Source organism: Bacillus luti, assembly GCF_009739945.1.
Taxonomy (GTDB): Bacteria; Bacillota; Bacilli; order Bacillales; family Bacillaceae_G; genus Bacillus_A; species Bacillus_A luti.
Window position 1 is genome coordinate 1,897,692 of sequence record NZ_CP040336.1, and the last position, 13,096, is coordinate 1,910,787.

The 13,096-nt window shown below is 35.5% G+C and carries 14 protein-coding genes and 1 pseudogene; 11 read left to right on the forward strand and 4 right to left on the reverse strand.

What is annotated here, in order from left to right:
- Nucleotide 1: 1 nt before the first annotated feature.
- The 4 genes from EUC40_RS09690 to EUC40_RS27185 all read left to right on the forward strand — a co-directional run bounded on the left by EUC40_RS09690 (nucleotide 2) and on the right by EUC40_RS27185 (nucleotide 2,761).
- Complete coding sequence (locus EUC40_RS09690) at nucleotides 2–526, forward strand: GNAT family N-acetyltransferase (RefSeq protein WP_156574692.1); 525 nt, start codon at nucleotides 2–4, stop codon at nucleotides 524–526.
- 160 nt (nucleotides 527–686) lie between these two features.
- On the forward strand, nucleotides 687–1,397 hold the full coding sequence (locus EUC40_RS09695) for a histidine phosphatase family protein (RefSeq protein ID WP_156574695.1): 711 nt from the start codon (nucleotides 687–689) through the stop codon (nucleotides 1,395–1,397).
- Between the two features lie 255 nt (nucleotides 1,398–1,652).
- Nucleotides 1,653–2,345, forward strand: a complete 693-nt coding sequence (locus tag EUC40_RS09700) for a hypothetical protein (protein ID WP_156574697.1) — start codon at nucleotides 1,653–1,655, stop codon at nucleotides 2,343–2,345.
- A gap of 158 nt (nucleotides 2,346–2,503) precedes the next feature.
- Nucleotides 2,504–2,761, forward strand: a complete 258-nt coding sequence (locus EUC40_RS27185; RefSeq protein WP_156574699.1) for a hypothetical protein — start codon at nucleotides 2,504–2,506, stop codon at nucleotides 2,759–2,761.
- Nucleotides 2,762–2,870: 109 nt separating this feature from the next.
- Here EUC40_RS27185 and EUC40_RS09710 read toward each other — a convergent pair whose 3' ends face one another.
- Nucleotides 2,871–3,836: a quinone oxidoreductase family protein gene (locus tag EUC40_RS09710; protein ID WP_156574701.1), complete on the reverse strand. Its 966-nt coding sequence runs from the start codon at nucleotides 3,834–3,836 to the stop codon at nucleotides 2,871–2,873.
- 120 nt (nucleotides 3,837–3,956) lie between these two features.
- Here EUC40_RS09710 and EUC40_RS09715 point away from each other — a divergent pair, with 120 nt between their 5' ends.
- The 3 genes from EUC40_RS09715 (at nucleotide 3,957) to EUC40_RS09725 (ending at nucleotide 6,159) form a co-directional block, all read left to right on the forward strand.
- On the forward strand, nucleotides 3,957–4,850 hold the full coding sequence (locus tag EUC40_RS09715; RefSeq protein ID WP_156574703.1) for a LysR family transcriptional regulator: 894 nt from the start codon (nucleotides 3,957–3,959) through the stop codon (nucleotides 4,848–4,850).
- A gap of 302 nt (nucleotides 4,851–5,152) precedes the next feature.
- The gene (locus EUC40_RS09720) at nucleotides 5,153–5,665 is read left to right on the forward strand and encodes a YjfA family protein (protein ID WP_156574705.1); all 513 of its coding nucleotides are present in this window, start codon (nucleotides 5,153–5,155) and stop codon (nucleotides 5,663–5,665) included.
- Between the two features lie 17 nt (nucleotides 5,666–5,682).
- Entirely contained in the window at nucleotides 5,683–6,159 is a 477-nt protein-coding gene (locus EUC40_RS09725; protein WP_156574707.1) for a DUF2690 domain-containing protein, read from the forward strand.
- A gap of 113 nt (nucleotides 6,160–6,272) precedes the next feature.
- Here EUC40_RS09725 and EUC40_RS09730 read toward each other — a convergent pair whose 3' ends face one another.
- A complete protein-coding gene (locus EUC40_RS09730) occupies nucleotides 6,273–6,761 on the reverse strand; it encodes a DinB family protein (RefSeq protein WP_156574709.1) in 489 nt (162 codons plus the stop codon).
- Between the two features lie 205 nt (nucleotides 6,762–6,966).
- On the opposite strand from EUC40_RS09730, the gene EUC40_RS09735 reads away from it, so the two are divergent.
- The gene (locus tag EUC40_RS09735) at nucleotides 6,967–7,425 is read left to right on the forward strand and encodes a DinB family protein (RefSeq protein ID WP_156574711.1); all 459 of its coding nucleotides are present in this window, start codon (nucleotides 6,967–6,969) and stop codon (nucleotides 7,423–7,425) included.
- Between the two features lie 242 nt (nucleotides 7,426–7,667).
- Here EUC40_RS09735 and EUC40_RS09740 read toward each other — a convergent pair whose 3' ends face one another.
- Complete coding sequence (locus EUC40_RS09740; protein ID WP_156576925.1) at nucleotides 7,668–8,183, reverse strand: TetR/AcrR family transcriptional regulator; 516 nt, start codon at nucleotides 8,181–8,183, stop codon at nucleotides 7,668–7,670.
- 391 nt (nucleotides 8,184–8,574) lie between these two features.
- On the opposite strand from EUC40_RS09740, the gene EUC40_RS09745 reads away from it, so the two are divergent.
- Nucleotides 8,575–10,785, forward strand: coding sequence for an MMPL family transporter (locus tag EUC40_RS09745; RefSeq protein WP_156574713.1), 2,211 nt, complete (start codon nucleotides 8,575–8,577; stop codon nucleotides 10,783–10,785).
- A 404-nt stretch (nucleotides 10,786–11,189) separates the two neighbouring features.
- Here EUC40_RS09745 and EUC40_RS09750 read toward each other — a convergent pair whose 3' ends face one another.
- Complete coding sequence (locus EUC40_RS09750) at nucleotides 11,190–11,957, reverse strand: DUF817 domain-containing protein (RefSeq protein WP_156574715.1); 768 nt, start codon at nucleotides 11,955–11,957, stop codon at nucleotides 11,190–11,192.
- Nucleotides 11,958–12,217: 260 nt separating this feature from the next.
- On the opposite strand from EUC40_RS09750, the pseudogene EUC40_RS09755 reads away from it, so the two are divergent.
- Both EUC40_RS09755 and EUC40_RS09760 read left to right on the forward strand, forming a co-directional pair.
- A pseudogene (locus tag EUC40_RS09755) lies at nucleotides 12,218–12,768 on the forward strand (GNAT family N-acetyltransferase).
- Nucleotides 12,769–12,867: 99 nt separating this feature from the next.
- Nucleotides 12,868–13,095 (forward strand): coiled-coil domain-containing protein, encoded by a 228-nt coding sequence (locus EUC40_RS09760; RefSeq protein ID WP_001047304.1) that lies wholly within the window; start codon nucleotides 12,868–12,870, stop codon nucleotides 13,093–13,095.
- Nucleotide 13,096 lies beyond the last annotated feature (1 nt).

A 13,096-nucleotide genomic window follows, 5' to 3' on the forward strand; every position in this document is an offset into this window, starting at 1 on the left:
AATGGTAACGATTAGACAAGAGCAAAAAAATGATTATAGAAAAACAGAAGAAGTTGTAAAAGAAGCATTTTTAAATGAAGAATTTAGCGATAAAACGGAACATGAACTTGTAAAGCGTATTAGAGAATGTGACGCGTTTGTTCCAGCGTTATCTATTGTTGCGGTAGATGAGGAAATAGTTGGTCACATTATGTTATCTAAAATTACGATAGAAAAGGATGGAGCTTCTGTAGATTCATTAGCGCTTGCACCAGTATCAGTTGCTACGGGCCATCAGAAAAAAGGAATTGGTGGAAAGCTTATTGTAGCTGCTTTAGAAAAGGCGAAAAAACTTGGATACGGGTCAGTTGTAGTATTAGGACATCCAGAATACTATCCGAAATTTGGTTTTAAGAAAGCAAGTGAGTGGAATATAAAAGCGCCATTTGAAGTACCAGATGAAGTGTTTATGATGATGGAATTAAGGGAGAATGCTCTTGAAGGTGTAGAAGGGATTGTACAATACTCGAGTGCCTTTTCTGAATAAAAGTACCGATTAAGAAATGTAATCATACAAAACGCTATCTTTTTGTTGAAATATACAGAAAGGTAGTGTTTTTTATTAAGCAGATTTACTTACATATATTTTGCTCAATGAATAATTAAGATGGTAAAATTGATATAGAAATGTAAAGGGAGCGAAGAGAATGAATAAACGAGAAACAGATAGCAATGAGAATGTAGTTACGTTATATGTTACAAGACATGGTAAAACAATATTAAATACGAATCATCGCGCGCAAGGTTGGGCAGATTCTCCGTTAGTAGAAAAAGGTGTGGAAGTAGCCACAAATTTAGGAACGGGATTAAAAGACATTCATTTTACGAATGCGTATAGTAGTGATAGCGGCCGTGCGATTGAAACTGCTAATTTAGTATTAAAATATAGTGAGCAATCAAAATTGAAACTTGAGCAAAGAAAAGATTTACGAGAATTGAATTTCGGTATTTTTGAAGGTGAAAAACTTGAAAATATGTGGGATGTGGTTGGAAAAGCTGCAGGCGTTTCATCACCAGAAGAACTTATGAAGTTTTCTATTCAAGAAGTGATTGACCTTATTAGAGCAGCAGATCCTACGAAACAGGCGGAAGATTGGGAATTATTTTCTACTCGTATAAAAGCAGAGATTGATAAAATTAGTGAAGAAGCTGCTACACATGGAGGTGGCAACGTTTTAGTTGTCGTTCATGGGCTTTTGATAACTGCGTTAATAGAAATGATAGACAGTAGTAAAACAAAACTTGGAGTAGAAAATGCTAGTGTGACGAAGATTGTATATCAAGATGGAACATATACAGTCGAGTCGGTTGGAGATATGAGTCATGTTGCAAAAGGGAAAGCAAGTGTGGAAATATAAAAAATCACATATAGAAATAAGAAAAGGAAGGTAGAGAAATCTAGCTTCCTTTTCATTTTTTAGTATATTATTTATTGATTTGAATCTGAATTTTCTGCAAAAATGCACCGTGAAAATTATTGTGATGGTATAGTTAGAGAGTAGGAATAACAAATTGTTTTGCAGCTTATTGGAGGCATATTAGTCTAGTCTTACATTTCATCTCGAAATTTAAGTAAGTTTACGAGAAATAAAACAAATAAGGAACGTGTGAATATGGATCGAATATATTTTGTGGACAACCCGTGGCCTAACGGTCATCGAATTGTTAATTTTAAGTGGAGTGCACATTTTAAATATGCAAAGGAAGACGAGTTAAATGGTATGGCGGGTTTGTATTTTGATTTGCATTTAGAGACTGCGGATTATGATGAGGAAGATTTGGATGAAGAAGATGAAGAGAATGAGGAAGAAGATGATTGGCACGCTAAGATTGTATGGAATAACTTCCATAGATGCACCTTGTCATCAGAAGAATGGGATTTTAAAGGGTTTCGTGTAGGAAATGATGAGGCGCCTTTTAATTTGGATACGCTAAATGGGAAGAAATTTGCAATTGATTTTTTATCCGAAGATGAGCAGAAGGACTTGGATTTAGAGTTAACTGCATTTGACGTGTATTTACTTGGTCATGATGCGTCAGCTTTTCATAATATTAAGTTTACTAGATTAGAAGGGCAGACATATCAAATTGAATGGAAAGGGAAATTGGCATTAGCGTATATTGGTGATTATGAATTTAAATATGATTTTCATACACTAATTTCCTCAACATCATTTAGTGGAATTAATATTCCTAATGATATAGATGATCATGAGGCATATGTTTTGCTAAAAAGATTTGTTAGTAATCCAGTATTGTTTGAATTGCAACGTGATAATGGGGATAGACGATTTGTATTTAAATAAAGGTATATTGTGCTTTCGCGAAATACATGAGTAAATACTGTATTCGACATAACTAATAACTTCAGTGTCGGGAAATTCAAATAAAATGATACATAGTATGTAATTTATGTTCAGTTCTAAGAAGAAAAGAATATTAACAAGTATATGGAGAAGTGATTATGTTGATTAAATTCGTTCATTTGTTATTTGGAAAGCCGTGTGAAAAAGGTGATTCGTTTCAAACTAAGTTTCCACGTTTTATTTATTGGAGTGCAGTTATATTTTATTTTTTTGGAATGCTATTATTTGGGATTCTTTCTTTTATTGATACTATATTTATTGGATCCTTGATATCCGGAGGTTTGTTTTTCCCTTTAATATTTAGATTCATTTATTTTATAAACTTAAAAATGAGGGGCCTAGAAAGAGAAGTATAGACAGAAAAAATATAAATAACGGGTAATGGAAAGAAGCGAAATTGAACATTAATAACATTAAAAAGGAAGCAAAGAAATACATTCTAGCTTCCTTTTTTAATTGGAACGATTATGGGATTAATAAAATCTTCCCAGTACTTTTACGGCTTTCTAATAATTCATGAGCACGGGCACCGTCTTGTAAAGAGAATGTAGTAGGGCTCGCAATGTTTAATTTTCCACTAGCGATCCAATCAAATAATCGAGTAGAGCGCTGCTTACGTTCTTCAAAAGTAGTAAGTACGTTCCAAAGGTCTCCGCCAGTTAAAGTTTTTGAAGTATCCATAAGCATACGCGGATCTACAGGCGCAGGATTACCACCAGCCATTCCGTAAAATACGACAGTACCACCAATTTTAGTAGCGTTAAAACTTTCCTCAAGTGTAGAGCCTACTGATTCATATACAACATTTACTCCAGTACCATTTGTTATTTCAAGTACTTTCGTAGGCCATGCTTCCGTATATAAAAATACGTGATCAGCACCAGCTGAAGTGGCTACGCTTGCTTTTTCGTTTGATGATGTAAGGCCGATTACTGTTCCACCCAGTAGTTTAATCATTTGAATAAGAAGCTGCCCAACACCACCAGCTGCGGCGTGTACTAAAGCGACATCACCTTGTTTTATTTGATAGCTATCTTTCGTTAAATAATGTGCTGTTAGACCTTGTAATAAGACAGAAGCGGCTGTTTCAAAAGAAATAGAATCTGGAAGTGGGATTGCTTTTTCTGATGGAACAGCAACTAATTCTGCATTTGCAAATGGAACGTCAGCAAATGCAATACGGTCTCCAGCATTGATAGTGGTAACGTTAGCTCCTATTTTTTCAACAATACCAGCGCCTTCATAACCTAATATATAAGGCGGATTGCCAGCGAGATGATAATCACCGCGGCGTCTATAAATATCGGCGAAATTTAAACCGATTGCTTTTGTGCGGACAAGAATTTCATTTGGACTTATGATTGGATCATGTATTTCTTTATATTGTAGTACATCTGGATTACCGAACTGTTCGAAACAAAGTGCTTTCATATGGAATACCTCCATTTATATTGTTTGTCGATGCTCTTTATCATACAATATAAATAATAATAGAAAAAGATGATTATTTCGATGGAATCAATCGGAAATATCGATTAGAGGGAATGGGAAATGGAGATAAAACAGTTAATTACATTTAAAGTAGCTGCGGACACTTTGAACTTTACACAAACTGCGAAGAAATTAAACTTTGCTCAATCGAGCGTAACAGCGCAAATTAAAACATTAGAAGCTGAGCTAGGTACGCCGCTATTTGAAAGATTAGGAAAACGTCTTTTCTTAACTGAAGCGGGCAGGAAGTTTCAATTATATGCTGATAAGATGATTGCACTTAGTAATGAAGCGAAAATGGCTGTGAAAGATGATGAAGAAATAGCAGGTACGTTAATAATTGGTGCGCAAGAAAGTCAGTGTACGTACAGGCTTCCTTCCATATTAAAGAGGTTTAAGGCACAGTTTCCTCAAATAAAGCTTATATTTAAACCAGCACAGTCCAATAAAGATGCGAAGGAACAATTGATGGAGGGGAAAGTAGATCTTGCATTTATTTTGGACGAATGTAAAACGGAAGATGTTTTACATGTGGAGCCGCTTATGAAAGAAGAATTAAAAGTAGTAGCTGCTCCAGGGCATCGTTTACTCGAGCAAACTTCCGTTTCTATAGAAGATTTAGAGAAGGAAACACTCTTGTTAACAGAACTAGGGTGCTCATATCGGACTTTATTTGAAGAGCTATTTCGTACAGAAGAAGTGTATCCGGCAAATAAGATTGAGTTTGTTAGTGTCGAGGCAATTAAACAATGTGTCATTGCGGATTTAGGTATAGCAGTTTTGCCAGCAATAGTAGTAGAAAAAGATATACGAGAGGGAGCGATAAAAGAGTTACATCTAGAAAATACTATCAATCCAATTTTTACACAAATTGCTTGGCATAAAGATAAATGGATGACAGCGCCGTTGCAACAATTTATTGATGTAACGAGGGAGTTTTTTACAACGGATTAAGTGGAGAAATATTTATTTTATATAAAAGAAAAAATGGCAATTTTGTATAAAGAACCGATGCTTGAATGAAACAAGTATCGGTTCTTTTATGTTTTAAATAAAGAATGCTATAAAATGTGTATTTCTCAACTTTTTTTCTTATACGGATAAGTAAATTTCTTCGTATATTCCAATAATCGTAAGGGAATTTACAACGTTTATTCGTTTCTGTAAGATGCCTCTAGGAAGCATGAAAGGAGGGGCGTACATAGGGGATAACTTGTCTTTATTATACGTACTTATTTTGAGGGAGGAGATTGAGAATGTTTAAAAAGTTAATGAAAGTGTGTGTGTTAAGTGTAGCGAGTGTAGGAGTATTATTTAGTTTCCAAGGAAGTACATTTGCAGCTACTGATTTAAGTAGTTATTATGACGGGAAAGATCCAGCAACAACGAAAGTATACGGAGGTAGTACAACATGTGATGCAGATGGATTTAATGCAAAATCTACAGCAGTATACGAAGGTAGTAAAAAGGTTGGGACAGTGTATTTACGTTACAGTAATAAATGTCATGCTGCATGGGCTAAGTTTGTGTTAGATCAACCAGCACCAGCTGTTTCGGGAGGGGTGTATGCGTACGCTGTTGTGAATAAATACAAAAATGGTGTATTCCAAAAATCAGTTACTTCTAATCAGGGGAACGGCACAATAAAAACAGGTCAAACGAGCACGTATACAGGAATGGTATTTGATTTAACTGCAGATTTCGGATACACAGCAGATGCTGAAGCGGTTACGTTTAATAACGGTTACGGGAAAACAGCACGTTATTAATAAAGGAGTGAAATGATATGAAACTTTTAAAAAAGGCGAGTGCATGTTTATTGCTATCTTTACTCGTTGTAACTAGTATGTTTAGCACAACTAATAGAGATAAAGCGTATGCGGAAGACCATTCGTATGATGGGAAAAGTCCGTATTACAATAGTTGTGATCAATCAGCAGTAACGAAAGAGAAGAAATGGATTGATTCAAATTCTTATGTAGAATTAAAATTTAGCACGACGTGTAAGACAGCATGGGCAAAAGTTACTGTAACCCGCCCAGCAGTTTATAATAACGAAGCTGATGCAAGAATCGTTAGAAAAACAGATGGAAAGGCATATACTTGCGGAAGTGCTGGAGGAAATGGTGTTGTAAATAAAGGGCAAACATCATGCTATACGCCAATGGTATATGATTTAGATCCAAGAAAGGCGCAAGCGCAGGGAAAACATGCCATTCCGAATAGTGATGCATATAATTATGCTGAGACTATTTGGTATTGATGATATTATAAAAATTTTAAGATAGCATGTTTCATGAGCATGTTTTGATTGGTTTTCAAAACATGCTCAATCTATATTTATACTAATCTTTTCAATAATTTGTGACTATAGAATTAACTAAGATCCGTGTCAGGGGGAGTAAATCCAAGGTGACGAGCCATTGATACGATTTGTCCTTTATGATGAAACTCATGTGTCTCCGTATGAGTTAAAAGCCATAGCGGGGTTGTGCTCCAAGGTTCTTTTTGCCACTTCACTTCATTTGCTATATTTTCGAGCCACCGGTCGTTATATTCATCTAAGAAACGTTGTACAACCTCATCTACTAACTTAAATCTAGCACGAACTTTCGCAACATCTGCATGTTCAATTTCATAATCACTAGCGAATGAAAAATCTGCTCGCTTTTGTTTAAATGCGAATGATCCAAGCCAGTATCGATAGCAATCGGCTACATGAATATGCGTCTTTATAATGCTACCGTTCCCGAAATTAGGAACAACGCTATGTAATTTTTCTAGCGGGATTTCCTCCAAAAATGTAAATAGAGTTTCTCTTGTAGAGCTAATAAGATTATATTGTTGTTTTAAAACATGTAACATGAAATTAACACTCCTCTTTTACTTACTAAACTATTTGTGTAGTAAGTAATTCTATATTTACGAGGATGGAACCTTTTTATTATTTTTAGTAAGCATATTAGATGTTTTTCTTAATCGTTTCTGATAGATTAAACAAGGTGAAACTTTAATAAATTGAACATTCTTAGTTCATAATAAATTGTACATAAAAAAGGAGAACGATAAAATGAATAGACTAGTTGGTTTAAAACAATTTGAAATAACGCGCGGGGCATTACTTAAATTTATGGAAACGTTAGATGATAAAACTGTAGATACGCAGCCAGAGGGCTTTAACAATACAATTCGCTGGCATATTGGTCACGTGTTAACAGCAGCAGAAGTTTTCATGTTTGGAAAAGAATTTAAACAATTACCAACTGAATATCCAGGTATGTTTGGATATGGCTCAAGACCATCTAAATGGGAAAAAGAAGGGCCATCACTAGAAGTATTAACGGCTCAATTAAAAGAACAAGCAAAGCGTATTAATGAAATTCCAGCAGAAGCATTTGAAAACAAACTGCCAGAGCCATTCCTAGGATTGGAAACAGTAGGGGAACTTTACGGCATGATGCTTTATCATGAAGCGGATCATATTGGTCAAATGAAAGCGATGGAACGTATTATAAAAGCAGGAAAGTAAATATGTAAAAAAGTCCTACAGTTTTAAAATTATTAAGAGCTAAATTAAAAATACTAAAAATAGCAAGGCCCTAACATATTATACATGGCTAATATGTTAGGGCCTTTTGTTTTTTGTCATGAGTTTTCTTGAGTAGAAATAACTAAAGTTCCATTAACGGTCGTTTATAGTTAGATGAACTACTCGTAGCTTTGTATGTAATGCACATTTTTTGAGATGTAATAAAAGATGGAATAGTTGTATCAGGAACTTGTAAAATTCCTGGTATCTGCTGTCCCGTATGGAAGAATCTCGTATATTTTTGCAGCAAGTGCTTGGGGAGATTCCTTTGCCCCTCTTTTAAGCCAATCGTTAACAATATTAAAGATACCGCCTGCTAAAAATAGGATCTGCATTCTACTTATGTCATGATTGCGCGTAATATCTGCTTGAAAGACCTTTTCCATTGTGTAATTCAAATAATCAAGCATCATACTAGATATATTTGAATCAAGCAATTTTCCTGATGGTTTCTGTGCAGACACAAATCCCTCTATGATATATTCAATAATTAGCTGCATACTTTCATACGGATCCAAACTATCAACCTCATTCAAGAATTGTTGAACAATTTCATCCACAGATACTTGCACGACATCGTAAACGTTGCGGTAGTATTTGTAGAATGTGACTCTGGCAACACCAGCCTTTTTGCAAATAGCTGTTACAGTTATATCTTGCAGTTTATGTTCATGCAACAGGGCGCTTAATGCCTCCATAATGTATGTCTGAGAGTGTATACTGTCTTCTCTTGACTTTCTCAAAGCTAACACATCCCTTCATTCTGTTCGTTTTAAGTGAAAATCATCACATAGTGCTTGAAAGATGAAAATCCACTGTTATACTTACACATGTAAGTACAATTGTTAGCATAGTGATAACAATTGTATAAAAGGACATTATTGCTGTCAATGTGTACCATCTTCTTTGTTTCCTATTGGCAATTTGGCGCCATTCTGCAAGCTATAAATAGGGAGATATATTCGGATATAATTTATAATTAAAATTTTATAATCTTTATATATTAATTATAGAAAAAAGTGTAAGTGCATTTCAAGATTGCAACGTAATAACAAGAAAAATTTTTGACAAGAATAGGGTGAGTTTTAATTGGCGAAATATTTGTATAAGTTAGGGTGTTGGGCAGTAAATCATAGGATAAAGATTGTATTCGGTACACTTGCAATTCTTATTGCATTAGTGCTTTTTGCAATCAACATGGGTTCCGCTTTCAGGGATGAGCTGAGCATTCCAAACACACCGGCAGATAAAGCAGGAAAAGTAATTGAAAAAGAGTTTAAAGAGATGCAGCCAGCAGGTGTCCAAGTAAAAGTAGTGTTTAAAGCACAAAAAAACGAAACCTTGGAGTCAGCGGGAGTACAACAGAAAATTGCAGAAGTTCTTGATGAGATAAAAAAAGATTCAGCGGTTGATTCTGTGGTAGCACCGATGCAACTGCAGAATCTTAGTAAAGATAAGAAAATTGGATATGCAGTTGTTACGTACAAAATGAAAGCGGAAAAGGTCACAGAAATTTCTAAGGATAAGATTTTAAATAGCATTGAAACAACAAGGGATGCTGGCATTCAAACGGAGTTATCAGGAGGCGATATTAAGTTTTCCGACTCAGATACTTCAGGTATGACTGAAATTGTCGGAGTAATTGTTGCCTTTGTAGTCTTGGCATTTACCTTTGTGTCTTTTCTGGTAGCTGGATTGCCAATTCTCACTGCGATAATTGGATTAGCAATTGGGATGCTAGGAATCATGATTGGGACCAATTATGTGGAAATCCAATCAGTTTCTTTATCTTTGGCTGCTATGCTGGGACTCGCAGTAGGCATTGACTATGCGCTCTTCATTATCAATCGTTTTAGACAGCAACTTGCAAAAGGAGATTCTGTTTCGGAATCTGTTGCCATCGCAACGGGAACAGCAGGAAGTGCTGTGATTTTTGCAGGGTTAACAGTTATTATAGGTCTTTTGGGACTGTCTGTTACAAAGATCCCATTCTTGATAGCGATGGGCGTATCGGCAGCCTTTACTGTGCTTATAGCTGTGTTGCTTTCTGTCATCATATTACCAGCAATCTTAGGTCTTGTCGGCCATAAGATTGCACCATCTAAACAAAATCGATTCTTGCAAAAGATGACTGGGGCAGGTAAGAAACATGCTGGTTCAAATAAATGGGGGGAGTTTGTCATAAGACGTCCTCTGATTGTTACAGTTTTTGCAATCGGACTACTTGTAGTAATTACGATTCCATTTTTCCATATGAATCTTGGCCTTCCTTCTGATGGAACAACGAAGTCTACAGCAACGACAGAAAGACGAGCATATGATTTATTGACGGAAGCATATGGAGAAGGGGTTCATGCTTCTTTAGTGGTAGTGGCAAAATCAGAGGAAGTAACAGCTAAAACGCAAAATACTATGAACACTATTGCAAAAGAATTGGGCAACCTATCTGGCGTGAAAAGTGTGACACCTGCTATACCTGGTCCTTCTGGAAAGATTTATATGATTTCTGTCACACCAAAGACAGGACCTGACGATATAAAGACGAAGGATTTGGTAAAATCGATCCGGGACAAATCGATCCAGACCGAGAAAGAAAATAGAATTGAACTAATGGTAACGGGCACAGCAGCAATGAATATTGATATTGTGCAAAAGCTAAGTGATGCCTTGCCAATTTTCGCTACCATTATTGTAGGACTTGCATATATACTCTTAGTGCTAGTGTTTAGATCTCTACTTATTCCATTAAAAGCAGTATTAGGATTTTTACTTTCTCTTGGCGCTACGTTGGGAGCAGTGGTATTTTTTGTGCAAGATGGGCATTTCCAAAATATATTTGGTTTCCCAGCTGCTGGTCCGATTTTAGCCTTCTTGCCAGTCATTCTGATTGGCATTCTGTTCGGACTCGCCATGGACTATGAGGTGTTCCTAGTAAGCAAGATGCGAGAAGTTTATACGCATACAGGTGACCCGAAGAGAGCTGTTTTAGAAGGAATGCAAGAGAGCGGTAGAGTCGTAGTCGCAGCAGGGTTAATTATGATGTCTGTATTTATCGGATTCATGTTGGCACCTGATACTATCATTAAATCCATAGGCATGGCTCTTACATTCGGTGTTTTCTTTGACGCATTTATCGTGAGAATGACAATCGTACCTGCGGTCATGACTCTCATGGGTAAGTTAGCCTGGTACTTGCCAAAATGGCTGGATAAAATGTTACCTAACATTGATGTTGAAGGAGAAAGCATTATACATCACATGGAAGACAAAAGTGAAAAGATATATAAGCAGAACAATTAAAGTTAATTCATAGTTGTATTCAGTTAAAAAACCGCTTCCCTATAAAAGAGAAGCGGTTTTTTTAGAAAAAGTATGTATCATGTCATTCTGTATTTCTGAGCTTGAGCAAGGAACATATATCTTTTTTTATCCCACTTTAATGGGCAGTAAGACCCCCACCTCAAAATTCAGCGAAAGCAAAGAAGTTAGGTGGGGGATCAACTGCCCATAAAAGTCCGATTGGTTCAACTAATAATCAGTGGGGGATGAAGAAAACCCCCACTGATTAAAGTTTCACTTTATTACTATCAACACTTTCTGTACTTTCATAACATCCTTCTTCTTAAAGCATAAGATTATATATTAAAATAGAATTTTTTATAGAGTTTATAATTCTAGAATGTATAAAAAAGAGGACATTATCATCAATATCTTTTCGACTCCTTCAAATATTTGAGCTGTGTAACAATCATAATGCTAATAACAACGAGTAAAAACCATGAGCTAATTTTGCTTAAGTGAACGAGATTCCACGCTTCCCGTTGATTTGGATATTGCCATGCTCCGAAAAATGTGGCGATATTCTCTGCAATCCAAATGAAGAAACCAATAAGAAAAAAGGAGAGAACGAGCGGCATTTTATACGTAACGCCTTGTAATGAAAATTCTACAAATGTCCGAAAGAAAACGATGAATAAAAGTAAAGTTAATACCCATCTAAAGTCATATAGAAAATGATGTGTAAAAAAATTAAAGTAAATCATAGCGCCTAACGGTATGGCAAACATAGCTTTCGGCCAATGATACATTTGCAAATGCAATCTTCTCCACGCTTGGCATATGTAACTTGCGACACTCGCATACATAAAACCGCTGTAAAGTGGAACTCCGAACACTTTTGAATATGCCTCTTCAGGATAACTCCATGAACCGAAATGTACTTTATATATTTCTAGTAAAAGGCCGATGAGGTGGAAGACAGTAATTACTTTTAATTCGTCTTTCGTCTCAAGTCCAGTCTTGTACATAATCCACTGCATAAGAAGACATACGATGAGTATGAAATCATAGCGATATAACCCTGGGATAGAAATGATTTTTGAAAGGGCTAGTGTTAAGAAAATAACGACTGGGAATAAGCAAGATAATGCTTGTTCGTAAGTAAAATAGAGTAGTTGTTTTACATAAAACATATTTTCACCTTCTGTGAGTTCTTGTTTTGATTGAATAGTCTGAAGAATAATTAAGTATACTATAGTACTAAATAATAGAAAACAATAATTGGTTTGTTTGAAAAAATAAAAAAATGTAAAATGAAGTTAATTCAATTTAGAGGAGTTGTGCCAATGTCAGCGCTTATTGTAAGTATCCCGTTTATAGAGAAGTTTATGGAAGTAGGGGATAAATAGGCTAGAATAAGTATCCCCATTATTTAATAAAGGGGGAGTTTGAAGTGACAATGAATCTTTTTCAAAATAAAACGATTACATTATCAGCTATTAGAGAAACGGACGCAAAAGTAATGGTTACGTGGCAAGAGGATAGTGAATATTTAAGAAATATAGATACAGATTTGGCATTCCCGCAATCGTTACATGAAATAGCGAGTGACAGACTATTAAGGGGACGAAAATCGAATAGTGTTTCTTTCATGTTGAGGACAGTTCAAGATGATCGTTTAATTGGTTTTATTGCAATTCATGGCATAGAGTGGAATAACAGAACAGGGTTATTAGCAATTGGTATAGGAGATGTAAATGATAGGGGAAAAGGATATGGGAAGGAAGCAATACAACTTATTTTAAAGTATGCCTTCTATGAAATGAATTTACACCGCGTTGGCCTTGATGTCATTTCGTATAATAAAGCAGCCATTGCATTGTATAAAAAATGGGTTTTCAGATGGAAGGTTGTATGAGAGAAGCAGTTCAAAGAGATGGAAAGTGTTTTGATCGTATCATTATGGGGATATTGCGAGATGAATGGATTATGCTACAAGATTAGAAAGTACATTCAATATTATACATGTAATATGCAGGAGATATAATATTAATTGGCGAATTTTTACAGTGTATTGATTGCATTTATAAGGAGTTATGTGAGATGAACTTAGAAAAAGCAAAACCAGTAAATGAAGAGGTCGCTGAATTAAAAGAACTAATTAAAGAATTGCATGGAAGTGTACACCAACTTCAAAGTGAAGTACAGCAACTAAGGCACGAAAGACCAGTTGTTGAAGTGAGAAAAGGTGTTCAATTATCACCAACAATTGTTGGACAAATTGGTGGTATGATTTTAGGTGGTTTAGCAATTATAGGGATATTTTGGTGAT

Coding starts and splice junctions, on each gene's coding strand:
- EUC40_RS09690 (WP_156574692.1), top strand. CDS start 2: ATGGTAACGATTAGACAAGAGCAAAAAAATGATTATAGAAAAACAGAA.
- EUC40_RS09695 (WP_156574695.1), top strand. CDS start 687: ATGAATAAACGAGAAACAGATAGCAATGAGAATGTAGTTACGTTATAT.
- EUC40_RS09700 (WP_156574697.1), top strand. CDS start 1,653: ATGGATCGAATATATTTTGTGGACAACCCGTGGCCTAACGGTCATCGA.
- EUC40_RS27185 (WP_156574699.1), top strand. CDS start 2,504: ATGTTGATTAAATTCGTTCATTTGTTATTTGGAAAGCCGTGTGAAAAA.
- EUC40_RS09710 (WP_156574701.1), bottom strand. CDS start 3,836: ATGAAAGCACTTTGTTTCGAACAGTTCGGTAATCCAGATGTACTACAA.
- EUC40_RS09715 (WP_156574703.1), top strand. CDS start 3,957: ATGGAGATAAAACAGTTAATTACATTTAAAGTAGCTGCGGACACTTTG.
- EUC40_RS09720 (WP_156574705.1), top strand. CDS start 5,153: ATGTTTAAAAAGTTAATGAAAGTGTGTGTGTTAAGTGTAGCGAGTGTA.
- EUC40_RS09725 (WP_156574707.1), top strand. CDS start 5,683: ATGAAACTTTTAAAAAAGGCGAGTGCATGTTTATTGCTATCTTTACTC.
- EUC40_RS09730 (WP_156574709.1), bottom strand. CDS start 6,761: ATGTTACATGTTTTAAAACAACAATATAATCTTATTAGCTCTACAAGA.
- EUC40_RS09735 (WP_156574711.1), top strand. CDS start 6,967: ATGAATAGACTAGTTGGTTTAAAACAATTTGAAATAACGCGCGGGGCA.
- EUC40_RS09740 (WP_156576925.1), bottom strand. CDS start 8,183: ATGGAGGCATTAAGCGCCCTGTTGCATGAACATAAACTGCAAGATATA.
- EUC40_RS09750 (WP_156574715.1), bottom strand. CDS start 11,957: ATGTTTTATGTAAAACAACTACTCTATTTTACTTACGAACAAGCATTA.
- EUC40_RS09760 (WP_001047304.1), top strand. CDS start 12,868: ATGAACTTAGAAAAAGCAAAACCAGTAAATGAAGAGGTCGCTGAATTA.